The organism is Marinobacter sp. SS5-14b, from assembly GCF_030541005.1.
GTDB lineage: Bacteria > Pseudomonadota > Gammaproteobacteria > Pseudomonadales > Oleiphilaceae > Marinobacter.
This window is the reverse complement of record NZ_JASSVM010000004.1, coordinates 60,502-87,187: the sequence shown is the minus strand read 5'-3', so window position 1 is coordinate 87,187 and position 26,686 is coordinate 60,502. Positions and strand designations below refer to the sequence as shown.

The 26,686-nt window shown below is 58.2% G+C and carries 20 protein-coding genes; 9 read left to right on the top strand and 11 right to left on the bottom strand.

All coding sequences use genetic code 11. The features are described 5' to 3' along the window. Window positions 1-20: 20 nt before the first annotated feature. Window positions 21-1,448 carry a wax ester/triacylglycerol synthase family O-acyltransferase gene (locus QPL95_RS10335; RefSeq protein ID WP_303290892.1) on the bottom strand — a complete coding sequence of 476 codons (1,428 nt, stop codon included), beginning with the start codon at window positions 1,446-1,448 and terminating at the stop codon, window positions 21-23. Window positions 1,449-1,660: 212 nt separating this feature from the next. On the opposite strand from QPL95_RS10335, the gene QPL95_RS10330 reads away from it, so the two are divergent. Then, window positions 1,661-2,548, top strand: coding sequence for a bile acid:sodium symporter family protein (locus QPL95_RS10330; RefSeq protein ID WP_303290891.1), 888 nt, complete (start codon window positions 1,661-1,663; stop codon window positions 2,546-2,548). Between the two features lie 7 nt (window positions 2,549-2,555). Here the strand turns inward: QPL95_RS10330 and QPL95_RS10325 are convergent, their stop codons facing one another. The 4 genes from QPL95_RS10325 to tmpT form a co-directional block, all read right to left on the bottom strand. Further along, window positions 2,556-4,115: a SpoVR family protein gene (locus tag QPL95_RS10325; protein ID WP_303290890.1), complete on the bottom strand. Its 1,560-nt coding sequence runs from the start codon at window positions 4,113-4,115 to the stop codon at window positions 2,556-2,558. Further along, entirely contained in the window at window positions 4,112-5,401 is a 1,290-nt protein-coding gene (locus QPL95_RS10320; protein ID WP_303291235.1) for a YeaH/YhbH family protein, read from the bottom strand. The genes QPL95_RS10325 and QPL95_RS10320 overlap by 4 nt, the downstream gene beginning before the upstream one ends. Before the next feature lie 26 nt (window positions 5,402-5,427). After that, the gene (locus QPL95_RS10315; protein WP_303290889.1) at window positions 5,428-7,350 is read right to left on the bottom strand and encodes a PrkA family serine protein kinase; all 1,923 of its coding nucleotides are present in this window, start codon (window positions 7,348-7,350) and stop codon (window positions 5,428-5,430) included. Window positions 7,351-7,657: 307 nt separating this feature from the next. Continuing rightward, window positions 7,658-8,317, bottom strand: a complete 660-nt coding sequence (gene tmpT / locus QPL95_RS10310; protein WP_303290888.1) for a thiopurine S-methyltransferase — start codon at window positions 8,315-8,317, stop codon at window positions 7,658-7,660. Between the two features lie 74 nt (window positions 8,318-8,391). Between tmpT and QPL95_RS10305 the strand changes: the two genes are divergently transcribed. Further along, window positions 8,392-9,330, top strand: coding sequence for a D-2-hydroxyacid dehydrogenase (locus QPL95_RS10305; protein ID WP_303290887.1), 939 nt, complete (start codon window positions 8,392-8,394; stop codon window positions 9,328-9,330). On the opposite strand, the gene QPL95_RS10300 is transcribed toward QPL95_RS10305, so the two are convergent. After that, complete coding sequence (locus tag QPL95_RS10300; protein ID WP_303290886.1) at window positions 9,321-10,493, bottom strand: OmpP1/FadL family transporter; 1,173 nt, start codon at window positions 10,491-10,493, stop codon at window positions 9,321-9,323. The two genes, QPL95_RS10305 and QPL95_RS10300, sit on opposite strands and share 10 nt — an antisense overlap. Window positions 10,494-10,807: 314 nt before the next feature. Between QPL95_RS10300 and QPL95_RS10295 the strand changes: the two genes are divergently transcribed. Then, window positions 10,808-12,124, top strand: coding sequence for a YihY/virulence factor BrkB family protein (locus QPL95_RS10295; RefSeq protein ID WP_303290885.1), 1,317 nt, complete (start codon window positions 10,808-10,810; stop codon window positions 12,122-12,124). 20 nt (window positions 12,125-12,144) lie between these two features. Here the strand turns inward: QPL95_RS10295 and QPL95_RS10290 are convergent, their stop codons facing one another. The 4 genes from QPL95_RS10290 to QPL95_RS10275 all read right to left on the bottom strand — a co-directional run bounded on the left by QPL95_RS10290 (window position 12,145) and on the right by QPL95_RS10275 (window position 16,746). Beyond that, entirely contained in the window at window positions 12,145-13,203 is a 1,059-nt protein-coding gene (locus QPL95_RS10290) for an HDOD domain-containing protein (RefSeq protein WP_303290884.1), read from the bottom strand. Window positions 13,204-13,295: 92 nt separating this feature from the next. Continuing rightward, window positions 13,296-14,525, bottom strand: coding sequence for a DUF445 domain-containing protein (locus tag QPL95_RS10285; protein ID WP_303290883.1), 1,230 nt, complete (start codon window positions 14,523-14,525; stop codon window positions 13,296-13,298). 123 nt (window positions 14,526-14,648) lie between these two features. Beyond that, window positions 14,649-15,383: a 16S rRNA (uracil(1498)-N(3))-methyltransferase gene (locus QPL95_RS10280; protein ID WP_303290882.1), complete on the bottom strand. Its 735-nt coding sequence runs from the start codon at window positions 15,381-15,383 to the stop codon at window positions 14,649-14,651. Window positions 15,384-15,396: 13 nt separating this feature from the next. Further along, on the bottom strand, window positions 15,397-16,746 hold the full coding sequence (locus QPL95_RS10275; protein WP_303290881.1) for an adenosylmethionine--8-amino-7-oxononanoate transaminase: 1,350 nt from the start codon (window positions 16,744-16,746) through the stop codon (window positions 15,397-15,399). Window positions 16,747-16,941: 195 nt separating this feature from the next. Between QPL95_RS10275 and QPL95_RS10270 the strand changes: the two genes are divergently transcribed. The 6 genes from QPL95_RS10270 (at window position 16,942) to QPL95_RS10245 (ending at window position 25,904) form a co-directional block, all read left to right on the top strand. Then, the gene (locus QPL95_RS10270; RefSeq protein WP_303290880.1) at window positions 16,942-17,430 is read left to right on the top strand and encodes a DUF2505 domain-containing protein; all 489 of its coding nucleotides are present in this window, start codon (window positions 16,942-16,944) and stop codon (window positions 17,428-17,430) included. Window positions 17,431-17,773: 343 nt separating this feature from the next. Further along, entirely contained in the window at window positions 17,774-18,583 is an 810-nt protein-coding gene (locus QPL95_RS10265) for a hypothetical protein (RefSeq protein WP_303290879.1), read from the top strand. Further along, window positions 18,580-20,271, top strand: a complete 1,692-nt coding sequence (locus QPL95_RS10260; protein ID WP_303290878.1) for a GH3 auxin-responsive promoter family protein — start codon at window positions 18,580-18,582, stop codon at window positions 20,269-20,271. The genes QPL95_RS10265 and QPL95_RS10260 overlap by 4 nt, the downstream gene beginning before the upstream one ends. Continuing rightward, entirely contained in the window at window positions 20,268-21,383 is a 1,116-nt protein-coding gene (locus QPL95_RS10255) for a hypothetical protein (protein WP_303290877.1), read from the top strand. Before QPL95_RS10260 ends, QPL95_RS10255 begins: the two co-directional genes overlap by 4 nt. A 4-nt stretch (window positions 21,384-21,387) precedes the next feature. Then, on the top strand, window positions 21,388-22,593 hold the full coding sequence (locus QPL95_RS10250) for an efflux RND transporter periplasmic adaptor subunit (protein ID WP_303290876.1): 1,206 nt from the start codon (window positions 21,388-21,390) through the stop codon (window positions 22,591-22,593). Between the two features lie 2 nt (window positions 22,594-22,595). After that, window positions 22,596-25,904: an efflux RND transporter permease subunit gene (locus tag QPL95_RS10245; RefSeq protein WP_303290875.1), complete on the top strand. Its 3,309-nt coding sequence runs from the start codon at window positions 22,596-22,598 to the stop codon at window positions 25,902-25,904. Here the strand turns inward: QPL95_RS10245 and QPL95_RS10240 are convergent, their stop codons facing one another. Next, the gene (locus QPL95_RS10240; RefSeq protein ID WP_303291234.1) at window positions 25,905-26,681 is read right to left on the bottom strand and encodes a putative 4-mercaptohistidine N1-methyltransferase; all 777 of its coding nucleotides are present in this window, start codon (window positions 26,679-26,681) and stop codon (window positions 25,905-25,907) included. Window positions 26,682-26,686 lie beyond the last annotated feature (5 nt).

Here is a 26,686-nt window from a genome sequence, read left to right as displayed (position 1 = left end):
TTCCGCCTGGCTTCGGGTGCTCAGGGTTTTTTCGTTCTTACCCGCTTTGGTTTTGGTGGCATAACCAGGGCTTCGAGTTCATCGAGTGCTTCCCCTGTGTACACCGCCAGCTTTTGCATGCTCGGAAGGGTATCCCGGCACCCGGTGTAACCGAAGTTGAGCGAGCCCGCGTAACTCAGGCAGGTAATGTTCAGCGCGCCGCCATGGGCGATCAGTGACACCGGATAGGTTGCCTCGAGCTTCGCGCCTTCGTAGTAAAGGGTGTGATCCGGGCCGGGCACATTCGAGATGGTCACGTTGAAAACCGGCCGCATCCGCCCACCCAGGCCAGACATCAGTTGCAGGATATAAGGCGACATCAACAGCATGGTGTATTGGGTCAGAGCGCTTTTGGGCAACTTCTGCAGATGTTCCTTTGCCCTGCGGCTGGATTCCTTTATTTGCTGCAAGCGGTTCAGTGGGTCGGCTTCGTTGGTGGCCAGTGAGGCGATCATGAAGCTGATCTGGGTGCCTGTGCCCTGGTCATCTGCCGGCCGGATGTTGACCGGAATGCCCGCCGTTAAAGGGGTGTCGGGCAGGCTGTCCTGTTCCAGCAGGAAGCGGCGCAGGGCCGTGCCGCACAGGTACAACACGATATCGTTCAGAGATCCACCGGAGGCGTGAGCCAGCGCTTTGAGCTTTTCCAGCTGATAGTGCTGTGTCGCAAACCGACGCTGACCCGTCACCCGATGGTTCAGGATGGAAACCGGGCCGGTAAAGGGTGCTGTCAGACCATCTTCCGGATGACGCACCGAGTGCACCAGCCGGTTACCGGCTTGCCATAAGCGCGGTGCCATATCGGCCTGCAGTTTCAGGGCATCCATGGCCTGTGAGACGGCACCTGGAACACTGGCTTCTTTGTCGGCTTTGCTGCCTCGGCGTTTTTCAGGCCGAACCGTCCAGGGCGGTAGCATGTTTTTGCGATCCGGATCTGAAGACAGCACGCGCTGCATCAGGCGTACACCGCTGATACCATCAATCATGGAATGGTGCATTTTGGTGTACAAGGCAAACCGGTTGTTTTCCAGCCCTTCAATAACGTGGCATTCCCAGAGAGGCCGGGAAAAATCCAGTGGGTTGGAGTGCAGGCGTGACACCAGAATGCCCAGTTCGCGTTCGCCGCCAGGGCGAGGCAGGGCGGAGTGTCTGACGTGATAATCGAGATCGATGTCCTTATCTTTCTTCCAGGCCGGCGCAAGCAATCTTCCGAGAAAGCCGGACCAGGCCAGCTTGTATCCCCAGGGTGCTGCTACATCGCCTGCTTCTTTCATGCGGGCAACCATATCCCGCAGAAAGGTCTCAGATGCATCGTCTGGTAATGAAAAAATCTGCAGCGTGCCCACGTGCATGGGAGTGTCTTCAGATTCCACAGCCAGCCATGAGGCATCCAGTGTGTTGAGACGTTTCATTCCTTTGTGATCTCCACCATTCGTCGTATTTTGATTGTTGCTTGCAAGTATACTGATTTAGGCCCGTTTGGACGACCAGAACCACCGTCGCAACAGTGTACTTTTGCAGTATTTCACCGTTACATAATGTTGCTTATCGCCGCTCCCGATATGGTGGGTAGTGTGCTAATTTCAGGCAACAGAATTTAATAACAATAACTTCCGGAGGTTTTGTGGAATCCAGCCCGTTGATATCGGCAGGTCTGCCGATATCGCTGTTCATCATCATGATTGGTATAGGCATGACCCTGACCGTCAGGGATTTTCGCCAGGTGGCGGTGTATCCGCGCGGCCTGGTGGTGGGTACGGTTGCTCAGATTTTCCTGATGCCCATGGTTGCCTTTGGGCTGGCCTACCTGTTCGGTGTTTCGCCCGCCATTGCCGTGGGTCTTGTCATTATTGCGGCCTGCCCGGGAGGGACCACCTCCAATCTCTTTGTGTTGCTGGCGCGGGGCAATATTGCCCTGTCGATTGTCCTCACCGTTTCCGCCAGCCTGATCACGATTCTGACCTTGCCCCTGTTTACCAACATGGCGCTGCAACATTTTCTGGGGGCAGGCGAGAACATTGTGTTACCGGTGGGCAAGACCATTGGCATGCTGGTGGGTATCGTGTTGTTCCCGGTAGCGATCGGAATGCTGGTGCGGTCCCGCAAGCCGGAGGTGGCACGCAAGGCGGAAAGCATTGTCAGCCTGTTTGGCGGGATTGTTCTGGCGGCCCTGATTGTGGTGCTGGTGTTTGGTGTGCGTGATCAGTTGTGGGATCTGCTCAAGCAGGCCGGGCCAGCCACGATTTTGTTGAACGTGGCAGGCATTCTGTTGGGACTGCTGGCGGGGCGCCTCGCAGGGCTGACTCAACGTGAATCGTTGGCCGTTGCGGTCGAGCTGGGTGTAAAAAACGGCACCATTGGCCTGATGGTGACTCTGACCCTGCTCGAATCCAGCACCATGTCGGTGCCGGCTGCGGTTTATGGCGTGTTGATGTTCCCCATCGGCTTCCTGTTGGCGATGTATGGCCGCCGCATTATTCCCAAAACCGATCTGAAGCCGCCCTCGATGTGAGGGCCGGTCACTCCTCTTCGGTGCTTCCCGGGGGGCAGTGATGTTCCTCGACCACTGTGCCTTCATCCACGCTCTCCAGGTGCACAGTAAAGCCCCACAACCGGTGCGCGTGCCTGAGCACTTCGTCGGTTTCCTTGCCCAGAGGCACCCGGTCGACAGGAATGTGGCGCAGAGTGAGCGAGCGGTCGCCACGCACATCCACATTCCACACCTGAATGTTTGGTTCCCGATAACTGAGGTTGTACTGTCGCGCCAGTTTCTCCCGTAGCGTTCGGTAGCCCGGATCATCGTGAATGGCGGTGACGGTGTAGTGATCTTCCTGATCGTCATTTTCAATGGCAAACAGCTTCAAATCCCGCATCACCTTGGGCGACAGAAACTGCTGGATAAAACTCTCGTCCTTGAAGTTGCGCATGGCGAAATGCAGGGTTTCCAGCCAGTCTTTGCCGGCGATGTCCGGGAACCATTCGCGGTCTTCATCGGTGGGGTGTTCGCAGATCCGCCGCAGGTCGGTGAAAATTGAAAAGCCCAGGGTGTAAGGATTGATGCCGGAATACCAGGGGCTGTTGAACGGTGGCTGGTACACCACAGCGGTATGGCTTTGCAGGAATTCCAGCATGAAGCCATCGGTGACCAGGCCTTTCTCGTACATCCGGTGCAGCAGGGTGTAGTGCCAGAAGGTAGCCCAGCCCTCGTTCATCACTTGGGTCTGGCGCTGGGGGTAAAAGTACTGGGCCAGCTTACGCACGATGCGCACCAGCTCCCGTTGCCAGGTTTCCAGCAGGGGCGCGTTTTTCTCGATGAAATACAGCAGATTTTCCTGAGGCTCCGACGGGAAGCGCGGCTTGCGCTTGACCGGATCGTCGTCTTCTTCCGGCTTCGGAATCGTGCGCCACAGGTCGTTGATTCGGCGTTGCTGGTATTCTTCCCGTTCTTTCTGGCGCAGCACTTCTTCCGCAGCGGAGATGGGTGATGGGCGCTTGTAGCGGTCCACACCATAGTTCATTAGCGCATGGCAGGAGTCGAGGATTTGTTCGACCGCGTCCACGCCGTGGCGTTCTTCACACTCGGAGACATAGTTCCGGGCGAACACCAGGTAATCGATAATGGCGCTGGCGTCGGTCCAGGTGCGGAACAGGTAGTTGCCTTTGAAAAAGGAGTTGTGGCCGTAGCTGGCGTGGGCAATCACCAGCGCCTGCATGGGCAGGGTGTTCTCTTCCATCAGATAGGCAATGCAGGGGTTGGAGTTGATCACAATCTCGTACGCCAGCCCCATCTGCCCGCGCTGGTAGCCCTTGGAGGTTTGCAAGAACTGTTTGCCGAACGACCAGTGATGATAGCCCACCGGCATACCGACGGAGCTGTAGGCGTCCATCATCTGCTCGGCGGTAATCACCTCTACCTGGTTCGGGTAGGTATCCAGGCCAAACTCGGCCGCGCACTTGGCGATTTCCTCGTCGTACTTCTGGATCAGCTCGAAGGTCCACTCGGAGCCGGTGGAAATGGGCGTTCCTGCCTTGGGTTGCTCGCGCTCCGGTGCGTTCGGGCGATCAATCAGGCTGCTCATGCCACTTTCCTCTCGAACAACTGTCGGAATACCGGGTAGATATCGGCTGGGTCTGCAATTTGCTGCATGGCAAAACTCTGGGGAAATTGCTCCAGGATTTTTTCGTACTCGTACCAGAGCATCTGGTGGTCCTGAGGGGTAATCTCGATGTAGGAGTAATACTGCACCAGGGGCAGAATACTGTTGGCCAGCAGTTTGCCGCACACCGGGGAATCGTCGTTCCAGTTATCGCCGTCGGAAGCCTGGGCAGCGTAGATGTTCCATTCCGCCGGTGAGTAGCGGGCGTCAATGATGCGATGCATCAGTTTCAGGGCGCTGGAGACGATGGTGCCGCCGGTTTCCCGTGAGTAGAAAAACTCTTCTTCGTCCACTTCTTTGGCGCTGGTGTGGTGGCGAATGAACACCACCTCAATCTTCTTGTAATTTTTCTTCAGGAACAGATAGAGCAGGATGAAAAAACGTTTGGCGATGTCTTTGTGCATCTGGGTCATGGAGCCAGACACGTCCATCAGGCAGAACATCACCGCACTGGTGGCCGGTTTGGGCTGCTTCTGGTGCTGACGGTAGCGCAGGTCGATCTCATCGATGAAGGGAATGCGTTTGACGTTGGCTTTCAGTCGTGCAATTTCGTCTTCCAGCACTTTGATCTGGTCTTGGTGGCTGAACGCAGGGTCCAGATCCTCAGTCGCGGTTTGCAAGGCTTCCAGCTCTTTTTCCAGATCCTTGATTTTCTTTTTACGGGCGCCGCCCAGGCCAAGTCGGCGAGCATGGGCGCCCCGCATTGAACGCACCACATCCAGTTTGGCGGGCACGCCCTGGCTGGTAAAGCCGGCGCGGACGTAGCTGAAGGCTTCGGTATCTTTGAGCTTCTTGCGAGCCAGATTCGGCAGCTCAAGGTCGTCAAACAGAAATTCCAGAAACTCTTCCTGGGTGATCTGGAACGCGAATTCGTCCATGCCTTCGCCGTCCGGACTGGCCTGCCCCTGGCCCTGACCTTTGCCGCCACCGCCCTCGGGTTTGGGAATGGTATCTCCGGCTACCCACTCCTGGTTGCCGGGGTGCACGACCTCACGGCGGCCACCCGGACCGTGATGAAACACGGGTTCCTGGATGTCCCGGGCCGGGATGCTGACTTTTTCGCCCCGTTCAATATCGGTGATGGAGCGTTTCTGGACAGCCTCAGACACCGCTTTCTTGATGTGATGGCGGTACCGGCGCAGGAACCGTTCCCGGTTCACTGCGCTCTTGTTTTTGCCGTTCAGGCGCCGGTCGACGATGTGGGTCATACCCATATTACTGCTCCCGCTGGCGGTTAATGGGATTTACGCACACGCAGATACCACTCGGCGAGCAAGCGGACCTGTTTCTCGGTGTACCCACGATCGACCATGCGTTCCACAAACTGCTTGTGCTTCTTCTGGTCTTCCTGACTGGCCTTCGGATTGAACGAGATCACCGGCAGCAGGTCTTCGGTGTTCGAGAACATTTTTTTCTCGATCACACTACGCAGTTTCTCGTAACTGAGCCAGCTCGGGTTTTGTCCCTGGTTGTTGGCCCGGGCGCGCAACACAAAGTTGACCACTTCGTTGCGGAAGTCCTTGGGATTGCTGATGCCTGCAGGCTTCTCAATTTTCTCCAGCTCGTCGTTGATGGAGGAGCGGTCCAGGATCTCGCCGGTTTCCGGGTCCCGGAATTCCTGGTCCTGAATCCACAAGTCGGCATAGGTGACGTAGCGGTCGAACAGGTTCTGCCCGTATTCACTGTAGCTTTCCAGATAGGCTGTCTGGATTTCCTTGCCGATAAACTGCACGTAGTGAGGCGCCAGGTATTCCTTGATAAAGCGCAGGTATCTTTCCTGAATTTCGGTGGCGTACTGTTCCTGCTCGATCTGCTTTTCCAGCACGTACAGCAGGTGTACCGGGTTGGCGGCGATTTCGGTGGTGTCGAAGTTGAACACCTTGGACAAAATCTTGAAAGCAAAGCGGGTCGACAGGCCATCCATGCCCTCCATCACGCCGGCGGCATCCCGGTATTCCTGAATGGATTTGGCTTTTGGATCCGTGTCTTTGATGCTCTGGCCGTCGTACACCTTCATTTTTGAGAAGATGCTGGAGTTTTCCGGCTCTTTGATGCGCGACAACACGGAGAACTGGGCCAGCATATCCAAGGTATCCGGAGCGCAGGGTGCGCCAGACAGGGAGCTGTTTTTCAGCAGCTTGCGGTAGATTTCGATTTCTTCCGAAACCCTGACACAGTAAGGCACTTTGACGATGTACACCCGGTCCAGGAAGGCCTCGTTGTGCTTGTTGTTGCGGAAGGTCTGCCACTCGGATTCGTTGGAGTGGGCCAGGATCACCCCATCGAACGGCACAGACCCCATGCCTTCGGTGGTGTTGTAGTTGCCTTCCTGGGTTGCAGTCAGCAGTGGATGCAGCACTTTGATGGGCGCCTTGAACATCTCCACAAACTCCATCAGGCCCTGGTTAGCCTTGCACAGGCCACCGCTGAAGCTGTAGGCATCCGGGTCGTCCTGGGAGTAGTCTTCCAGCATGCGGATGTTGACCTTGCCCACCAGGGCCGAGATGTCCTGGTTGTTGTCGTCGCCTGGCTCGGTTTTGGACACGCCGATCTGATCCAGCACCGAGGGGTAGCGCTTCACCACCCGGAACTGGCTGATGTCGCCGCCGAACTCGTGCAGCCGTTTGACCGCCCAGGGCGACATGATGTTTTTCAGATAACGGCCCGGAATGCCGTACTCTTCTTCCAGAATCGGGCCGTCTTCGTCCGGGTCAAACAGGCCCAGGGGGCTTTCGTTCACCGGGGAGTCTTTGATGGCGTAGAAGGGCACTTTTTGCATCAAGGCCTTGAGTTTTTCCGCCAGGGAAGATTTGCCTCCGCCGACCGGGCCGAGCAGGTAGAGAATCTGTTTCTTTTCTTCCAGGCCCTGGGCGGCGTGGCGGAAGAAAGACACGATGTTTTCCACGGCTTCTTCCATGCCGTAGAACTCGGAAAACTCAGGGTAGCGTTTGATGACTTTGTTGGAAAAGATGCGTGACAGGCGAGGGTCACGGGAGGTGTCGATCAGTTCTGGTTCGCCGATGGCAATCAGCATGCGCTCTGCGGCGGTGCTGTAGGCTGCCGGGTCTTTTTTGCAGATCTCCAGGTATTCTTCAAGGGAGTATTCCTCCTCTTGAGTCTGCTCATACCGGTCTTTGAAGTGCTGCAGTATGGTCATAGATAGCCCCTCGCTTACTCTCGCTTGTTATAAAACGGTTTTAGGTCACGCAATGTCCCCGTTGCTGGTACGCCGCCGATCCCGGCGGTGTGTGCTGGTTATTGGGTTAATGGGAGGTTCTGCTAAACAGTTGTACGTTATCCGGGGTGTTCCGGCCTGTTTAATTTGAGCTTAGTTCAGGTTACGGGGGTTGGACAGTTGGGGTTCAAATTAGGTTCATTAAATTATGTTATCGGGATTTGGGCCTTTGGGGGCTGCCCCGGCATACGTCGATCAGAGCCGGGGCGCCTTTGAGGATTTGGAACCTTTATTTCTTTGTCAGCGTGAAGACGCTTTCTGAGGCGCCGTTTCTCAGCCCTCGTCTTTTTGCGAATGGGTTGTCTCTGGCCATGTCTTGCTTGAGCACCTGGCTGATTTCATAGTCTTCGCCATACAGCTTGAAGACTTCGTCATCGCTGACATTGAACGGTGGGCCTTGCATTTCGTTGCTGTCGTAATCGAGGGTGATCAGTAGCATCTGAACGCCCTCGGGCGTCACCGCAGTCAAGTGGTCGACGTACCCTTGTCGCATTTCCGGGGGCAGCGCGATAAGTGCTGCGCGGTCGTAAACCAGGCGCACATGTTTGAGGTCGTCCGGTACCAGCTGGAAAAAATCACCGCACCAGAGTTGCAGGTCGTCGTGTTTGAAGGTGGTGAAGGGTTCGCCTGGGTGGACGTTGGCTTTTTCACCGGCTTCTTCGAAGAAGTCTTTGCAAGCGATGTCACTCAGTTCCACGCCGATGACCGGGTGGCCCCGGTCGTTCAGCCACCACATGTCGTGGGCTTTGCCGCACAAAGGAACAAACACCGCGTCTGTGCCGGTGCCGGCCAGTTCCGGCCAGTGGTCATGCAGATACTGGTTAACGGTGCCTTCGTGGAAGCCGGTTTGTTGTTTCGCCCAGCGTTCGTGCCAGAATTCATGTTCCATGGTGTGCCTCCCGGGATTTGCTCGTTTTCACCAGTCTAGCTTACTCTTTGCCCATCTTGAGACAGGAGAAACGTATGAAAGCGGTCTTTCTGGATGCCCTTACCCTTGGCACGGATGTGGACTTGTCGCCGATTGAGCAGGTGACGGGCGGTTTGACCTGTCACGACCGCACGGTGCCGGAGCAGGTGCTGGAGAGAATTCAGGGCTTTGATACGGTGCTGGTCAACAAGGTGGTGCTTGGGCGCGAACACTTTGAGGCGTGCCCGGAGCTGAAGACGATTGCGGTGGTGGCCACCGGGTTGAATAACATTGATCAGGTGGCCGCGAAAGAACACGGTATCCAGGTGATGAATGTGACTCACTATGGCCGTTCCACCGTGGCCCAGCACACCATGGCGCTGATTCTGGCGCTGGCCACGCGGTTGCTGGATTACAACCGTGATGCCCGTAATGGCACCTGGGGCAAGAGCGATATGTTCTGCCTGATGGATCACCCGATTATGGAGCTGGAAGGTAAGACGCTGGGGATAGTGGGTTACGGCGATCTTGGGCAGGGCGTGGCCGAGCGGGCGAAAGCGTTTGGTATGAATGTCGTGCTCGGTTGCCGGCCAGGGCAGGCACCGGGAGAGGTGGATGGTTACCCGCGCCTACCACTGGATGAGCTGTTGGTTCAGGCCGATGTGCTGACGCTGCACTGCCTGCTGACGGATGAAACCCGCAATATGATTGGCGAGCGGGAACTGCGTTTGATGAAGCCGACGGCTTTGCTGATCAACACCAGCCGTGGTGGCCTGGTGGATGAGGTGGCGCTGGCGGAAGCGTTACGCCAGGGCGAGATTGCCGGGGCTGGCTTTGATGTGCTGACTGAGGAGCCGCCCCGTAACGGTAACCCGCTGTTGGCTGAAAATATTCCGAACCTGATTCTCACTCCCCATTCCGCCTGGGCCAGCCGGGAAGCCCGTCAGCGGATTGTGGGGATTACGGCGAGCAACCTGGCGTCGGCTCAGAACTGATAGCCGACGCTGAAGGACGCACCCACCTGACTCATGCTCAGCTCGATTTGTTGGCCGGGGCCCATGGGGTTGTCGCCACGAACGTTTTTGCGCGGTGAGTAGAAAGTCATGCCGGACACTTCCAGTGCGTCGCTGACCTGGTGGGTGAACCCGCCGGTGAAGTGCCATTCTTGTACGCCCGGGGCCAGGATGTTGAACAGGACTTCTTCATCCGGAATGGGCTGTTTGCCGTAGCTGACGCCGGCGCGCCAGGTTTGTTCGTTGCTTTGCTGCCATTGCCAGCCGAGTTTGACGATGGTCATGTCGTCCCAGCCGAAGCCTGGGCCGTTGTCGGCGCCAAGCTGGGAATTCGCATCACCCATGGCTGCCATTCCGAGCGCAGGCATCATCGGGTTGCCGATGCTGTTGATCTCGCTGTAGCGGATGTGCTGAACATCCAGCAGCAGCCAGTGGTTTTCAATACCGGACCAGGCGATGCCAGCGTTGAACATCTGGGGGATGTCGAAGCCGCCCTGTTCGGCAAACAGGCCTTCGTATTTGTTGAACTCTTCCATCTCCAGGATGGTGCGAAAATTCAGGCCCCCACGCAGGGTGTCGGTGACTTCGCCCTGCCAACCGATTTGCAAACCATAGCCCCAGGCTTCGTCTGTGCCGTTGTTGGTAAGGGCCCCCGGGTTTGAAGAGAAACCCGCAAACGCACCAAGGCCCTTTGCCTCAAATCGCTGATAGGCTATCAGGGGTGAAATACCCAGGGCCTGGCCGTCAGAGAACTCCCAGGACCAGGTTGGGGCAATAAACAGCTGCTCTAGGTTGACGCCGGTTTTGCCGGGAGCGCCAAAGGTGCCCGCGACGCCAGGTTCGTACTCGGTATTCATACCACCATTGGCAAATACCGACAGGCCGAAGCTGTGGCCGTTGCCCATCGCCCGGTTGTAGCCAAAGTGTGGAATCAGGAATGCATCGTTTTCGCTTTGCACGGTGCCTGGTGCCAGGTAGAAGGTTTGGCCGGGAATATTGGGAGCTCCGCCCTCGATATCATAGCGCCGGCGCGGGGAGAAAATCTCCAGCCCACCATCCACGCGGCTGCCGACAAACGCCATGCCGGCCGGGTTGGTTGCTGCAGCGATACTGTCCTGGGATAGCGCTGTGCCCGCGCCGGCCATACCCGCGTTAATGGTTCCGTAGCCGTGGCTGAAATAGCCGTTGGTAGCCAGTGCCGTGCAGCAGAGAGGTCGCGGCGGCAGCGGCCAAAAACCGGGTGAGGCGCATAGAATTATTCCTGTGTCGGTAATTCGGACAGATATTAGCAGGCGCCTTTTTACGTGATTCTGGTTATAAGTGGAAGTAACGAAACTTGATATGGATATGCTCTGATAAATAAGGCGTGGGAGTTTCACCATACGAAATGCGCAGTATCCGGTTGTTTACTGGCATCTCCCTGATAAGCTGTAGAAAAGACTGACAGGCAGGACGGTACGTGGCATCTAATCAATTCAAAGAACGGCTTCAGACTGCCGAAGACTGGATTCTTTCGAATCCCAACCCCCCTCATAACTGGCCGTGGACCTGGCTCTATAAATCCGGCCGGTCAGTTTATGCGCTGGTTCGGGATGTGATCAGCGGGCAGTTAACCCTGCATGCCATGAGTCTGGTTTACACCACGCTGTTGAGTATCGTGCCGCTGCTTGCGTTGAGCTTTTCGGTGTTGAAGGCGTTGGGCGTGCACCAGAAGATGGAACCCTTCCTGTATCAGTTCTTCCAGCCGATGGGCCCGCAAGGTATCGAGGTTGCTGAACGCATTCTGGGGTTTGTCGACAATATAAAGGTCGGCGTTCTGGGTTCCGTCGGTCTGGCCTTACTGGTCTACACGGTCGTGTCGCTGGTTCAGAAGATCGAGCGTTCTTTCAACATGATCTGGCGGGTGCCGGAAATGCGCTCCATGGCCCAGCGGTTCAGTAATTACCTGAGCGTGATCATGGTTGGCCCGCTGCTGATGGTTTCCGCTATTGGTGCAACGGCTACGTTGTTCTCGTCTGAAATGGTTCAGCGGGTAATGGAGATTGAACCCTTTGGCTCGTTGATTGTGATGGTGAGCCGATTTACCCCCTTCTTCCTGGTAGTGGCGGCGTTTACGTTCGTCTACATCTTTATTCCCAATACCCGGGTCAAGTTTCGTTACGCTTTCCTGGCGGGCCTGATTGCGGGCATCTCCTGGCAGGCTGCCGGCATGTTGTTCGCATCATTCGTTGCCGGTTCAGCGAAGTACGCCGCAATCTACTCCGGCTTTGCAGTGGGCATCATCCTGCTGATCTGGACCTACCTGAACTGGATGATATTGCTGCTCGGCGCCAGCTTGTCGTTTTATATGCAGAATCCGGGGTCGGTGGCGAAGCGCCAGAATGTGCAACTGGCTCCGGAACTGCAGGAACGGGTAGGGCTGGCATTGATGTGGATGGTGGCGAAGCCGTTCAGTCAGGGTGAGCCGGCACCGCAACAGGAATCACTGGAAGCCCGGCTGCGGGTCCCCGGCGAGGTCACTCGCAATATCAGTGACAAACTGATCCGGGCGGGCTTGCTCAGTCTGGCGGGGCGTAATGGCGATCAGCTGGTACCGGGGCGGGCGCTTGACCTGATTACCGTTGGCAGTGTTTTGCTGGCGGTGCGCCGGGATGAGGACCGGGTAGTGGACCGGCTGCCGGCAGATGCGCTGCCAGTGCAGTTGGTAGACTTGTCTTCGGGTCGCGAGGATGTCAGCTTTGCCTCACTGCTGCATGAGGGCGAGGAGAAGGTTTGACTGCCTTTACCCTGACAGCCTCAAGAGCCCGCGTTTGCGCGCTCTTTTGACGTTTTGCCTTCCTGCAGCATGGCCAGAACGACCGCTCTTACACGGGTAATCTGCTCAGAAGAAAGGTGGGTTATCTGCTCCAGCTTATCTTCCGCCAGGTTCCGCTGACGAGCATTACGAAGCACTTCACGGGTACCGATCAACAAACCGTCTGTCAGCGCCCAGTGTACCTGTTTGGGGGCCGGCCGCTCGGCGGATAGTAGCCAGGCATGATATTTGGGTGGCAGGTTCCACACGTTAGCCAGCAGCTGACAGGTTGTCCATTGGTATCTGGCCAGGGCAATGCGCAGCAGCGCAGCGGCTGGTTCACTCTCTGTGCCGCTGGCCCGGCAAATCCGGGCGACTTCTCTGCGGATGGTGATGTACGCCAGCGAGGGCAGCAATCCCACCATGAAGTGCGCGCTGGTATCGTCTTTGTGGATCTTTGCGATCATTTCAGCGGATCGGGCGCAGGTCAGGCCCCAGCGCCATGCCCGCTGAGCGAACAGGGCTTCTCTGCTGTTTCGTGCCGCCATCATGGGCCGCATCACGGCAGCAGCAATGACATTTCTGATGCCATCAACACCCAGTACGAACACCGCCTGATCAACCGATTCAATGATGTGGTCACCTGGCCGGAAGAACGGGCTGTTGGCCACCTGCAACAGCTGATCGGTCAGTGAGGGGTCGCTGAGAATGATATCGGTAAGCTGCTTGCGTTCGGTTGTTTCGCTGGACAGCGCCCTCATCAACATGGGCAGGCTGCCTGGCTTTCGGGGCAGTTCTTCCATTTGATTGGTGCTGAGCCTTCGCTCCAGTTCGCTCAGAACTTTTTCGGCCCCAGAGACGTCGTCCCGCAGTTTTGCGGGCTGTGTATCGAGTAGCCAACAGAACAGGTGCTCCTCCAGCTGGCCGGAGGTATCGGATGAGCGTTCTGATGAATCGCTTTGCCGGCTGGCGGCAGGGTTGAACAGCCGGGTTTCGGCCGCAACCTGGGCAGGCTGGTGCCTGGAGAAAAGCCCTGAAATCCAGGAGATAAAGCCCGGCATCCGTTGCCTCCGGAGAAACGTGTCTTGAAGAGTGACTGGTTTACCGGATCAGTATAGTTGCGTTAAGCAACCCTGCACAGCCCTGACGCTACTCAGATCAGCGTTTCACCGAATACGAACACCAGCTGGCACACGCCGGCAATCATACCGAGAGCGGCGCCGACCATGATCAGTTTGATCTCGTCTTCCTGGAAGCAGGGGCGTAGCAGGTCCTGAAACTCTTCGGAAGAGAGCGCGATCATTCTTTCAACCATGATGGATTCAACAGCGCGTGCGCGGTCTTTTTCGAACATAGGGTTGTTGAACGAGGTTTGTGAGATGGCGATGGCCTTGTCCCCAACCTTGTTTTTCAGTGTGGCAAACCCGGTGGGCCCGAATGCCACCTGGGTGAGAGCTTTGCCCATGCCTGCGGTTTCGTCGACCAGAGGCTTGATGTGCTTTTTGACCATGTTGCGGGCCCGGTCGCCTTTGGGGCCTTCGAGGATGGCGTTGATGATGTTGCCAACGGTCAGGATTTCATGGGTGATGATGTGGCAGAAGGATTCCGCGACGGCAGGCTGGCGTTTCAGAAACAGTCCGTGGATTCTAAAAGGACCGACCTTGTGTTCGTGCAGGGGGCGGAATATAACGTTCAGGGCGATCCAGTTGGTTGCCCAGCCCACCAGCAAGCCAAACACGGGCAACACCCAGGCGGCAGGGTAGAGATACCAGACGCCCATCTGGATCAGGCCGAACAGGAAGCCGAAGTACAGGCCGGAGTTGATGATGAAGCGGAATTCGACGTCGCCACATTCCAGAAAGATGCGGTTCAGGAGTTGTTTGTCACTGGCCAGTCGTTCGATGACCATGCTTTTGATGTCGAGCAGGTCTTCGATGTTATCAGATACGTCGCCCACCAGGTTGTCGACCAGCTGGGGGGTGGATTTCCGGACGCGTTCGTAGACCATTTTCCGGGCAGAGGCCGGCAGGTTTTCCCAGAAGGTGGGGTATTCTTTGAGCATGAGTTCGTCTACGTACTCTTCGATGCGGGGGTCGACGGTGTAGATGATGTGGGCCGCGAGTACTTTGGGGTCAATCTGTTCGAAGATTTCCTGGACGGTGCCGATTTTGGAGATGGTGGCGTCGACGCTGATAGCCGCCATTTTCCGGGCTTTCGAGGGGATGATGCCTTGCCAGCCGAGTAGGGGGGGGTTGCCGATGAACTCCAGGGGGTAGAAGGTCATTTTGATGGCGAGCCAGTTGGTGCTCCAGCCGATCAAGGCGGCGATCACCGGGATACTGAGGTATTGCCAAAATTCTGGGTTGGTAAGAAGGCTGGTCATCCGGTACTCGCGCTGTTTATAAGTGGTGCTCGGTAAAGATTGTCAGACACGGATAATGTTGTTCACCGCCAGATCTGTCAATGACTGGGATGCCGCCAGGGTTGCCTTTCTGGGCCACACGTCTCAATTGCCAATATCTCCCCACAACCACTGGCACAGCGCAATAGCGGCTACCGGTGCGGTTTCCGTGCGCAGAACGCGGGGGCCGAGGGCAACCGGCAGGAAGCCGCTTTGCTCTGCCAGAGTAATTTCATCGGCACTCAGGCCGCCTTCCGGGCCGATCATAAGGGCAACGCTGGCGGGTTTGGTCAGGGTGTTCAGGGATTGCTCGGTGCGGTGGTGCAGGACCAGTCGCAGATCGCAGGTTTGGCTGTATTGCAGCCACTCGGGCACGGTCATTACCGGCAGGATGTCTGGCACCCGGGCGCGGCCGCATTGTTCGGCGGCGCTGATGGCGACTTGTTGCCAGTGGCGCAGGCGTTTTTCTTCCCGGTCGCCTTTGAGCTTTACTTCGGAGCGTTCGGTGGTCAGCGGCACGATGGTGGTGACGCCCATTTCCACGGCTTTTTGCACGGCGTAGTCCATGCGGTCGCCTTTGGAGAGGGTTTGGCCCAGTACGATGCCCAGGGGGGATTCGGTCCTGTTTTCTTCCGCCGCAAGGATGTCGACGGTGACGTTCTTTTTGCCAGCCTGGGTGATGGTGGCGCTGTAGTCCTGGCCATCGTTGTTGAACAAACGCAGTTCCTGGCCGGGTTGCATGCGCAGTACCCGGCCGACGTGGTTGGCGGCGTTGTCGTCGAGTTCGCATTGGCTGCCCACCTGAAGGGGGCTGTCGGTGAAGATTCTGGGTATGCGCATGGGTGGTGTTCCCTCAGCCTTTCACGGCGATGCCGATGCCTTCGGTGGCTACCTGGGCCAGATGGCGGATCTGGTCTTCGGTTATCACGTAAGGCGGCATGAAGTACACCACGTTCCCCAGTGGGCGTAGCAATGCCTGGCGGGTGAGGGAGTGTTGGTAGACTCTCAGGCCGCGGCGTTCCTGCCAGGGGAAGGGGGTTTTACTGGCTTTGTCTTTGACCATTTCAATGGCCAGGGTCATGCCGTGCTGGCGGATATCGCCCACGTTGGGGTGGTCGGCCAGGTGGGCGACGGAGTCGGCCATGCAACGGGACAGCTGGCGGTTGTTTTCGATCACGTTGTCGTCCCGGAAGATGTCCAGGGTGGCCAGGGCCACGGCGCAGCCGATGGGGTTGCCGGTGTAGCTGTGGCTGTGCAGGAAGGCACGCATGGTTTCGTAGTCGTCGTAGAAGGCGTCGTAAATTTTGTCGGTGGTCAGTACCACGGACAGCGGCAGGTAACCCGCGGTGAGCCCTTTAGACAGGCACATGAAATCCGGGGTGATGCCGGCCTGTTCACACGCGAACAGGGTGCCGGTGCGGCCAAAGCCCACAGCGATCTCGTCGGCCAGCAGGTGCACGCCGTAGCGGTCGCAGGCTTCGCGCAGTTTGGTGTGGTAAATCGGGTGGTGCATGCGCATGCCGCCTGCACATTGGATTAAAGGCTCAACCACCACGGCGCAGATTTCGTCGTGCTTTTCTGCCAGCAGCTGCTCCATCGCCTCAAACTGGCGCAGGGCGTATTCCTCGTCGGTTTCCCCGGGCTCTTTGTTGTAGGCATCCGGTGAAGGCGCGGTCAGTACCTCCATCAGCAGCGGCTGATAGGTGTCTTTGTAAAGCGCCACATCGCCCAGTGCCAAAGCGCCCAGGGTTTCGCCATGGTAGCTGTTGCTCAGGTTAACGAAGTTTTTCTTGCCGGGTTTGCCGAGGTTTTTCCAGTAGTGATAGCTCATTTTCAGAGCGGCTTCGATGGCGGAGGAGCCATTGTCTGCGTAGAAACACTTGTTGAGACCTTCGGGGGTTACCTCAATCAGCCGCTCTGAGAGATTAACGACGGGCTCGTGGGTGAAACCCGCCAGGATGACGTGCTCCAACTGTCCGATCTGGTCCTGAATCGCAGAGTTGATGCGCGGGTTGGCGTGGCCGAACAGGTTGACCCACCAGGAACTGACCGCATCGATGTAACGGTTGCTCTCGAAATCCTCCACCCACACGCCTTCGCCCCGTTTGATGGGGATCAGTGGCAACGATTCGTGGTCTTTCATCTGGGTACAGGGGTGCCAGACGGATTTCAGGTCTCGTGCGACCAGGTCGGCATTGCGCATGGTTGTCTCCTGTCAGCCCGGGGCGGGTCGGTGTGAGTTTTGAGCGCACATGATACTGCCCACAACGCCGCCTTAACAGCGCGGAAGTGTGAACCAATCGGTCTGGCTGGTACGCCATGGCTTGCTGCCGTCGCGGCCAATGCCGCCACATCAGGCTGTGGCAACAATAGTGAGCATTACCATACGGAGGTTTTTATGGAGCTTACGCTGGAGCATCCTTACGATGCCGGGCTGGATCATGTGATTGCCCGGTTTTTTTCGGAGGATCATATTCACGAAAAAAATGAAAAGCTGGGAGCCCGCAACGTCAGGGTTGCCGAAATCCAGAAGGATGACGCTGCTGGAAAGCTCGTTGTTGAGCGGGAAATGACCGCGTCCGCTGAAGTGCCCGGTGTGCTGGCCGGTTTTCATCGGGAATGGAACCGGGTGCGCCAGGAAGAACACTGGTTTCGAAAAGACGACGGTGAGTGGCATTGTGAGTTTCGGGTAAAGATCGAGGGTGTGCCTGCAAAGATCAAAGGGGTGATGCGCCTGCTGGGCAACGGCGACCGTTGCATTAATTACGTCAATCTTTCTGTCCTGTGTGAGGTGCCTTTTCTGGGGCGGAAAATCGCACGGTTCCTGGCAGAAGACTCCCGGGCCAAGATTGATCGGGAGTATCAAGCCATCTGTCATCTGCTTTAATTCTGTCGTACGTTACAAATCTTCCAGTATACAGATGTGCACATTAATTTCGGGCAGGACCTTCGGGTGCTGCCTGGAACCTGCATTGTCCGCAATTGTGTCCAGCAGGTTGCGAGTTCATTAATAAACGAAAAATAATGACAGGTCTCGCATAATTGGCGATTTCTTGAACGATTTTCGTGAAAAAACGCACGCCTGTTCATTTTAGTCCCCTGCCGCGCTGTTGAATTTCCCCTCAGACCATAGAATGGAGTTCAGTTTACATATGTAAGCTAAAACAAAAATCAGATTAGCCTCGGTCCGGGTTGTACAGGCTGCTCAAAACGTAGAAAAGGAAGACGCAATGAGTCGGCGTACCCCTAATACCGGAGGCGATGCATCCGGTGGCATTGTTGCTCGTTACTGCCCGGTCAAACGCATCAGCGTGAAAGAAATTCGGCAAATGTACGATGTTTTTCATCAGTACTATGCCGAAACCGATATGGATACGTTTATCCGGGATCTGAGCCGTAAACAGGGTGTGATTCTGATCCGCACCCGGAAGGACCCGCGAGTGGTGGGTTTTTCCACCATTGTCAGCCTGGATATGGAGATCGGGCGCCTGCGCAGCCGGGGCGTGTTCAGCGGCGATACGATCATCGAGCGTGAATTCTGGGGAACCCGCAAGCTGCAGGTCGCCTTCCTGATTTACCTGTTGCGGGAAAAGCTGCGCAGGCCCTTCCGGCCGTTGTACTGGTTGTTGATCAGCAAGGGCTACAAGACCTATCTGCTGATGGCCAACAACTTCCACAATTACTACCCTCACCCGGAGCAAAGCAATCCGGAATTACTTCCGGTGGTACGCCACTATTGCGATGCAATGTTTCCCGGCCACTATGATCCTGACCGGGGCGTCCTGGATTTCGGCGAAGGGGCTCAACATCTGAAGGGTGAGGTTGCGGCCATCACCGACGACCTGAAGCAACGGGTTCCGAAAATCCGCTTCTTCGAAGAATGTAACCCCACCTGGCACGAAGGAACGGAATTGCCGTGCGTTGGCCAGGTCAACCTGTCTGCGGTAACGGCATTCATTGCCAAGGTGTTTCGCGGTTATGTGTCTTCACTGCGAACCTCAGCACGCTCCGGTGTCATGAGTGCGGAGCAGGGGCAATGAGTGGAGATGTGCTGGGGCATACTCTGTTGCGCCAGGTGGTTCGTCCGGGAGCACGCTCTTTTCAGCGCAGCTGTCAGCAGCTTGAGCGCGTGCAGCGCAGTAAACTGGCGCACACGCTCCGGCAGGTTGCCCGCAGCCCCTTGGGCAAAATTCGGGGTGTGGATGCCAGCTGGAGCTGGGAGCAGTTTGCCCAGCGTATGCCGATTACCGAGTATCAGGATTGGGCGCACCCGATAGCCAGCCAGATGGCCAGCCAATCGTCTGGCCTGATCCGTTCACCGGTGCGCCGATATCAGCCAACCAGTGGCTCCAGCGCCGCCATCAAGTGGATTCCCTACACTGGCCAGTTCCTGAAAGAACTGGATGGCGCGATTGCACCCTGGCTGGCTGACCTCTATCAGAACTACCCGGGTATCCGCCAGGGTGTGCACTACTGGTCGTTGTCCTGGTTGCCGACCGACATGCGCCAGGAGTCCGGTGACCAGCTCAACGACGATATGAAGCTGCTGAGCCTGGGAAAGCGCTGGCTGACCGGCCGTACACAGGCGGTACCCGAGTCGGTTGCGCTGGCGCCAACGTCGGATGACTCGCTGTTTGCCACGCTGGCGAGCCTGGTGGCAAACCAGAATCTCAGTGTCATGTCAGTCTGGAGCCCAACCTTTGCCCTCGCATTGCTGGACAAACTGCCGCTCTGGCGCGAGGAGCTGAGTGACGTGTTGGCCACCGGACATTGGGGGCGGCGGCTTGAGGCTTTACGTCAGGTGCCGGCGCCGGTGAATCTTCAGGCTTCGGAGTTGCTGGATGGTTGGGATGGTCGCCCGAATCCGATGTTCCATCGCTCGCTCTGGCCGCAGCTGTCATTGATCAGTGCCTGGAATACCGCCGCAGCTGAACCCTGGGCGCGAAAGCTCAAGGCCTTCCTGCCGCAAGCGGAGTTTCAGGGCAAGGGGCTGTGGGCGACCGAGGGCGTGGTGACCATACCCCAGACACCGATAGCATCCGGTAATCTGGAGCCGGATTACGTTCTGGCGGTGAACTCCCATGTCTACGAATTTGAAGACCCGGACACCGGTGCGGTCTATCCGCCCTGGCAGCTTGAGCGTGGCCAGGTGGTGGCGCCCTTGCTGACCACCGGAGCGGGTTTGTTGCGCTACCGGCTTGGCGATCTGCTTGAGGTAACCGGCTTCCGGGGCGAGGCGCCGTGCCTGACGTTTCTGGGGCGCGGAGGGACGACGGACATGGTCGGGGAGAAAATCAGCCGCGTGACTGCGCAGCAGTTACTGGATAACCTGCCCTGGCCCGCAGGCGTCAGCCCGGTCATCCTGCTTGCCAGCCAGGAGGAGGGTCAGTTGCCTCGCTATGTGCTGTTGGCGGACGCCTCGGCCGGTCTGGATGATCGCCACCTTCGCAGCTACAGCGAACGCCTGGCGGATCGGCTGGAGGACGGCCTCAATCAAAACTTTCATTATCAGCTGGCCCGCAACCTCGGCCAGCTGGCGCCCGCTCTGTGTATTTGCCAGCCGGATCTACACCGGCAGTATCTGGAGGCTTGCCGCCAGCGCGGCATGATCGAAGGCAACATCAAAGTAGAAGCATTGAGAAGCTGGCAAGGTGCTTTGCCGGTTGAGCCATCGTCTGCGCCCATAACTGTGCGCCGACAACTGACTGATCAGGAGATTCTGGTATGAGTGGCCAGGTAACGTCAGCCTACCGGGTTCGGGAGGCACGGCAGGATGATAACGAGGGCATTCTCCAGCTGCTGGCGGACAACCCGCAGCCGGGCCCGGTGAACCTCGCCTTCGAGCGGTCCCCGGATTACTTTCACGGTGCCAGTGTCAGTTCGTTCGACCCCGCTGTTTTTGTCATCGAACAGCCTGATCAGAAAAAATTGGTGGGTGTGTACAACATTGGCAGCCGTGACCTGTACGTCAACGGCGACGTACAAAAAGTGCATTACGCCCACGATTTCCGCATTGATCCGAAGGCGCGAGGCGGCGAAGCGATTTTTATGGCCTATGATCGTGGCCGCCGCATTCTGGAGACCGCACCCTGGACCCAGGCCGTGATTCTGGCGGACAACGAGCACTACTTGCGCTCGGTTCGTAAACGCATGGCCGGGTTACCGGCGTTCTATGCCGCCGGTGATATTCGCACCAGCCTGCTGACCGGCCGCAAGCGACGCCTTCGCCACAACGAAGGCCTGAACATCCGTATGGCGACCCGCAATGACCTGGGTGCCATGCAAGCATTTTATGATCGAGAGGCAAGCCGCCGGCAGTTCGCTCCGGTATACCGGTTTGCAGACGTTGCCGAAAAGCATCCTTATTACCGCGGGCTCGACCTGTCGGATTTCTGGCTCGCCTTTGATGGCGATGAGCTGGTGGGGCTGGCCGGAACCTGGGATCAGAAAGGCTTCCGGCAAACCCGGGTGGCGGGCTATAACCGGTCACTGAAGCTGGCCCGGCCGCTCTATAACGGCTGGTCGCGCATGACCGGGGGTATGCGCTTACCGGCCACCGGGGAATGCTTCAATTACCGGATGATCCATACCGTGATGGTGCGTGAGCAGGATCCGCTCATCCTGGATGCGCTGCTCAGTCATCTGCATCGCTGTTACGGCCCCTACTATGACGCGCTGATTTGCGCGTTCTTTGAAGGCGATGCCGCCGAAAATATTCTGGCAGGATTCTCCCGGCGGGTGATGCATAGCCATCACTTCCTGATGACGTGGGGCGACGCTGACCCCACGGCATCGCTGGATGCGGGCCTGCCGCTTCATGCCGATGTGGCCAGGTTGTAGTCCTATGAGCAAAAAGACTGCCGGAACTGCGCTGAAGCCGGTCAGGGTGGGCGCCATCCTGGCGCTTGTGGTGGCGGGCTTGCTTGCCATCGTGTACTGGACCGCGCCGGAGCAGACCGGGCGCGTGGTGGCGGTGGTCACTCCCCAGTTTGATGTGATGCGGGTTCAGCCGGCGGATATTCCGCTGTCCCTGCACAGCCAGGGGGTGGCTGAGCCCCGGAGTAGCATCACTCTTGCCTTTCGAACCGAGGGCGAGATAACCCGGGTCGCACCTGCATTTGAAGACGGAGGCTGGGTTGAAGCGGGCGACCCGCTGGTCTGGCTGGAACGGCAACCTCTGGAACTGGCACTGGGACAGCGTAAACATGAGTTGGCAAGCGCCCGCCTGCATCTCGAGCGTACCCGTGCCAATGCCCACATGGCGCGGCGGGATGTATCCGCCAAATCGACCGCTTATGCTCGCAATGAACCGCAGTTGCAAGAGGCGGAAGCTCGACTCGAAGCTGCCCGGCAGGCCGTCACTCAGGCCGAAGCCGATCTGGAGCGCGCGGTGATGACCGCGCCGTTTTCCGGCCGGCTGAAAGGCGTTTCGGTCAGTCAGGGCGAGTGGGTGACGCCTGGCCAGGCTCTGGGCCAGCTCTACAGCGCAAGAACCATGGAAGTGCGCCTGCCGGTACGGGATGACTGGCTGGCCCTGTTGGACGAGCGGTCCGGTATTCTGGGGGCCGCCACCGAAGCCCTGGACATCCAGGTTGCCCTGAGCGGTCGATTTGCCGGTGAACAGCGCGTCTGGCGTGGGGTGATTACCCGCCGGGAAGGCGGTATCAGCCGCAATCAGATGAGTTGGCTGATCGCCGAGGTGGCGGCTGACAGCAGTCCGGTGCTGCTGGAGCCCGGTGTGTTCGTGGAGGCCGAAATTGAGGGGAGGCAACTGAAGGAAGCGGTGGCCTTGCCGCGCTCGGCGCTTCAGAAAGATCAAACGGTCTGGTTGGTGGACGAGTCCGGCAAGTTGCAACAACGCACCATTGAACCGGTGCACAGTGACCGACAGCATATCTACCTCACTAGTGGTCTGGCTGCCGGTGAGCGCGTGCTGCTGCGTGGCAGTGAAATGCTGGGCGAGGGAATGCAGGTGGACGTGCGCGAAGTGGATGTTCAGCCGGTGTCCAGGCCACGACCGGTGGTCTCACAAATGGATCTGGGGCTCTGACGGTGGGGTTAATTGACTGGTTCATCGATCGCCCCGCCGTTGCCAATCTACTGGCCTTTTTGCTGCTGGCGGGCGGCATTTTTGCACTCAACCACACCCGTCAGGAAACGCTCCCCAACGTGCCCCTGGAGCGGATTGGTGTCGTATCCGAGTTGCCTTCGGCGTCGCCCTCGGAAGTTGAGCAGCGGTTGTGTTATCCACTGGAAACCGCGATCGCAACCGTGGAAGGCGTGACCGACATTCGCAGCGAGTCCCGCGAGGGTGTGTGCTCCATTACTGTGGATGTGGTCGAAGGCGAGAACGCCGGTGAGGTGAGGGACCGGATGGCCGCTCGGGTTCAGGCGCTGTCCAACCTGCCGCCGGATGCCACCGCCGCCAAAGTGGAAGAGGTAGTGTTTCGCAATCGGGTAGCGCGCCTGCTGGTGGTGGGCGGCGACCAACCGATGCGGTTGCATTCCATCGCCAGGCAGTTGCGCAGTGAGCTGCTGGCCTTGCCTGAAATTTCCGAGGTACGGCTGGAGGGCCTGCCGGAACGGGAGATCAGCCTGACGGTGAGCCGTCAGAATCTGCACCGTTACGACCTCACGCTGCAAGAAATTGCCGATGCCATCGATAAAGACACCGGGCGGGTTCCGGGCGGCATGATGCGCGGCCCCGAACAGAATTCGCTGTTGCTCGCTGGCCGTACGCCGGAATCGGCAGGCGCATACGGTGACGCGGTGGTGCGTCGCGGGCGCGACGGCGAAGCGTTGTACTTCCGCGATCTGGGGCAGGTGGAGGATGGTTTTCATCGGGATGCGATGGGGTTGTGGCTGGATGGCCAGCGGGCCGTGGCACTGGATGTATACCGAATCGGACAACAGGATGTGGTGGCTACCGTGGAGGCGGTATACCAGTTTCTGGATCAGGCCCGCCTGCCCGACGGTGTAACCCTGCAAATCTGGCAGGACGATGCAAAACAGTACCTCGACCGGTCGTCTCTGCTGTGGACCAATGCGCTGCAGGGGCTGGTGCTTCTGGTTCTGTTACTGGGTGTGTTTTTTGGACTGCGCCTGTCGTTCTGGGTCGCGGCGGGCATTCCGGTGGCGATGATCGGCGCCTGTGTGATTCTTCCGCTAACGGGTGGCTCGCTGAATACCATTTCCCTGTTCGCCTTTATTCTGGTGCTGGGCATAGTGGTGGATGATGCCGTGATCGTCGGCGAAAGCGTTGCCGATCAGATTCGGCTTCAAGGGCCAGGGCGGCAGGCGGTTCGGGATGGCACGGTGCGTGTCGCCTTGCCGATCGTGGTGGCCGTGGTGACAACCGCCCTGAGTTTTACGCCGATGCTGTTCCTGCCGGGCCCGGAAGGAGAGTTCATGCGGGTTGTGCCGATCATTGCCATCACCGTATTGGCCCTCTCGCTGATGGAATCGTTGCTGATTTTGCCATCCCACCTCAAGCACGCGTCATCGGGTAACCGCCGTGGTAGCTGGCTGGAGCCGCTTGAACGCATGAGTGATCGGGTCAATCAGCGCTTCGAAGCGCTTGTACGGCGGCACGTGGAGCCGATGGTGCAAGGCCTGTTGCACTGGCGGTTGGCTGTACTGACCGGGTTCTTCGGGTTGTTTCTGTTCTGCTTCGCCTTGATGCACAGTGGCTGGCTCAGCGTCACCATGTTCTCGAATGTGGCGGGGGACAGAGTGATCGCCGACCTCAGATTTACGGAAGGCACCAGTGGCCAGCGTGTGCTTGAGGCTACCCGGGCGCTGCAACTGAGCGCGACCGACCTGCAACGACAGCTGACCAATGAGCGGGGCGAACCACTGATTACCTCGGTGCTGGCCGAGCAAGGCCGCAGGGATAACTATTCAACGGCCCACGACCCCTCTGCGCAATTAAGGGCCCGTGTATCCCTGGCTCTGGCGCCGGGTGAAAGCCCGCTGCCGCCGGATGAGATCGCCAATGCCTGGCGGCGCTCCTTCATGGCCCCGGAGGGTGTGGTTTCTATGCGCTTCCACACCAGCATTAACCAGATCAAGCCGGATATTCACGTCAATCTCTATCACCCTGATCCCGACACGCTGATGGCGATGTCTGCAGAGCTGGAGTCGTTGCTGGCAAGCCTGGAGGGTGTGTATGAGATTGGCAACAACATGCGGGCCGGCTTTACCGAGCTGGACCTTCGGCTTCGGCCTGGCGGGGAGCTGGCCGGGCTGGATGAAGGGAGCCTGGGCCAGCAGGTCAGGATGGCCTTCCAGGGCGTGGAGATTGATCGCCTGCCCATGGGGGACCACGATGTTCCGGTGGTGCTGCGGTTACCGGATGACCAGACCAACAGCCTGTGGCATCTGGAGCAGTTGCCGGTCTCCATGGCTCCGGGCAATGAGCCGGACGCCAGGGCAGGTAAAGATAATGCCCGGGCGCCGTTGAGCGTTCTGGCTGATATCCAGTCGCACCGGACACCGGCAGTGATTCCCCATTACGACCGCAAAACGAGTGCCACGGTGACCGCCTACGTTGAAACGGCGATTTCCTCGCCCGGCAAGGTGATGGCGCATCTGGAGCAGAGCTGGCTGAACGAATTACCGGAACGCTGGCCCGGCGCCAGCTGGGAGACCGCCGGTAAGCCGGTGGCGATCGGCATGTTCCTGGATTACCTGACCGCCAGTTACCTGGTCGCCATGGTCGCGATGTTCTTCGTGCTGACCATGATGTTCGGGAACTACTGGCAGCCCCTGCTGATTGTCGCCGCCATTCCTTTCGGCCTGGTGGGCGCAGTATTGGGCCACGCTGCGCTGGCGCTGGATCTCACCCTCTGGTCGGTGGTGGGCATGGTGGCGGTCAGTGGCGTGGTGATCAACGATAACCTGGTATTGATCGATCGAATCAATGATCACCGCAAGACCACGAAAACTCTGGTGGATGCCATTCGCCTCGGCATTCGGGATCGGGTGAGGCCGATTGTCCTGACCACGCTGACCACCTTCCTGGCGGTGATGCCGCTGGCGTTTGAGACCAATCCCCAGGCCGGCTTTCTGGTGCCGATGGCGGTGTCACTGGGGTTTGGTGTGATGTTCGCCAGCCTCACCACGCTGTTGCTGGTGCCCTGCCTGATGGTACTCGGCAGTGATGCCGGGGAATGGCTCGGCCGGCAGGTGGCGCGCCTGCGCCGCTCGTCGGAAGCGGATTCGGTGGACCAGGCCTATCAGGCCGGAGTGCTGGCGGGTGAGCTTGCCAGCCGGGCTGGTAGCACGCCCGTCAACCCCTATCGGGATGACGTGCTGGCCGCCAGCTGGGAGGCTGGCGTTGGGGACGCGAACCCCGTTTGATCAGCGGGGCAGTCGCTCCCAGATTGTCACTTCGGACAGCGTGTGCTGGAATTTGTGCTGTGTCTCACGAATGACAAACGGCACTTTTTGAGGCGCACCCACTAGCCGGAAATGGCCGCCGAGGTGTTCTTTCAAACCGTCCAGTGTGGTGTGGTTTTCCCTGTCTTTTTTGAAGCCGCCAATCCACTCCTCCTTCGGCGTATGCTCCTCCATCCAGGTGTAGGGCGAGGCAATCACCAGCATACCGCCGTCGTTGATGCGTTCGTGAATGCTGTCCAGAAAACGACGGGGTTTGTAGAGCCGGTCGATCAGGTTGGCGGCAAGTACCAGGTCGTAACCGGTGAGTTGGGGTTTCAGGTTGCAGGCATCGCCCTGTTGGAACGATACCTTGTCGGCGTGTTCCGCTAACCCGAGCTCGTCCAGCGTGCGGGTGTGATAGCTGACCAGCTCTCCCTCTTCTGCGAGGGCATAGCGGATGGAACCCTGCTCGGCCATCTCAACGCCAAGGCGGATAAAGTTGGCTGAAAAGTCGACACCGTCCACGATGTCGAAAGTTCGGGCCAGCTCAAAGCTGGAACGCCCACAGGCACAGCCAAGGTCTAAGGCTTTGCCGGCAGGTTTGCCCTGCATGGCGTCGAGGGCAAGATCCGCCATGGCCTTCGGGAAATTTGCCACACCATACCAGCTGTCGCCGAAGTGAAATTCGGCGTATTCGGTCAACATCCTGTCGCTCTCGTAGTAAGCGTTCGGCTGTGCCGCGTCGGCGTCGGACGCAATGTAGC

Bases quoted from the DNA above. Each gene is read 5' to 3' on its own strand.
- QPL95_RS10335 (WP_303290892.1), bottom strand. From the start codon at position 1,448: ATGAAACGTCTCAACACACTGGATGCCTCATGGCTGGCTGTGGAATCT.
- QPL95_RS10325 (WP_303290890.1), bottom strand. From the start codon at position 4,115: ATGAGCAGCCTGATTGATCGCCCGAACGCACCGGAGCGCGAGCAACCC.
- QPL95_RS10320 (WP_303291235.1), bottom strand. From the start codon at position 5,401: ATGACCCACATCGTCGACCGGCGCCTGAACGGCAAAAACAAGAGCGCA.
- QPL95_RS10315 (WP_303290889.1), bottom strand. From the start codon at position 7,350: ATGACCATACTGCAGCACTTCAAAGACCGGTATGAGCAGACTCAAGAG.
- tmpT (WP_303290888.1), bottom strand. From the start codon at position 8,317: ATGGAACATGAATTCTGGCACGAACGCTGGGCGAAACAACAAACCGGC.
- QPL95_RS10305 (WP_303290887.1), top strand. From the start codon at position 8,392: ATGAAAGCGGTCTTTCTGGATGCCCTTACCCTTGGCACGGATGTGGAC.
- QPL95_RS10300 (WP_303290886.1), bottom strand. From the start codon at position 10,493: ATGGCCGGCGCGGGCACAGCGCTATCCCAGGACAGTATCGCTGCAGCA.
- QPL95_RS10290 (WP_303290884.1), bottom strand. From the start codon at position 13,203: ATGCCGGGCTTTATCTCCTGGATTTCAGGGCTTTTCTCCAGGCACCAG.
- QPL95_RS10285 (WP_303290883.1), bottom strand. From the start codon at position 14,525: ATGACCAGCCTTCTTACCAACCCAGAATTTTGGCAATACCTCAGTATC.
- QPL95_RS10280 (WP_303290882.1), bottom strand. From the start codon at position 15,383: ATGCGCATACCCAGAATCTTCACCGACAGCCCCCTTCAGGTGGGCAGC.
- QPL95_RS10275 (WP_303290881.1), bottom strand. From the start codon at position 16,746: ATGCGCAATGCCGACCTGGTCGCACGAGACCTGAAATCCGTCTGGCAC.
- QPL95_RS10270 (WP_303290880.1), top strand. From the start codon at position 16,942: ATGGAGCTTACGCTGGAGCATCCTTACGATGCCGGGCTGGATCATGTG.
- QPL95_RS10265 (WP_303290879.1), top strand. From the start codon at position 17,774: ATGAGTCGGCGTACCCCTAATACCGGAGGCGATGCATCCGGTGGCATT.
- QPL95_RS10260 (WP_303290878.1), top strand. From the start codon at position 18,580: ATGAGTGGAGATGTGCTGGGGCATACTCTGTTGCGCCAGGTGGTTCGT.
- QPL95_RS10255 (WP_303290877.1), top strand. From the start codon at position 20,268: ATGAGTGGCCAGGTAACGTCAGCCTACCGGGTTCGGGAGGCACGGCAG.
- QPL95_RS10250 (WP_303290876.1), top strand. From the start codon at position 21,388: ATGAGCAAAAAGACTGCCGGAACTGCGCTGAAGCCGGTCAGGGTGGGC.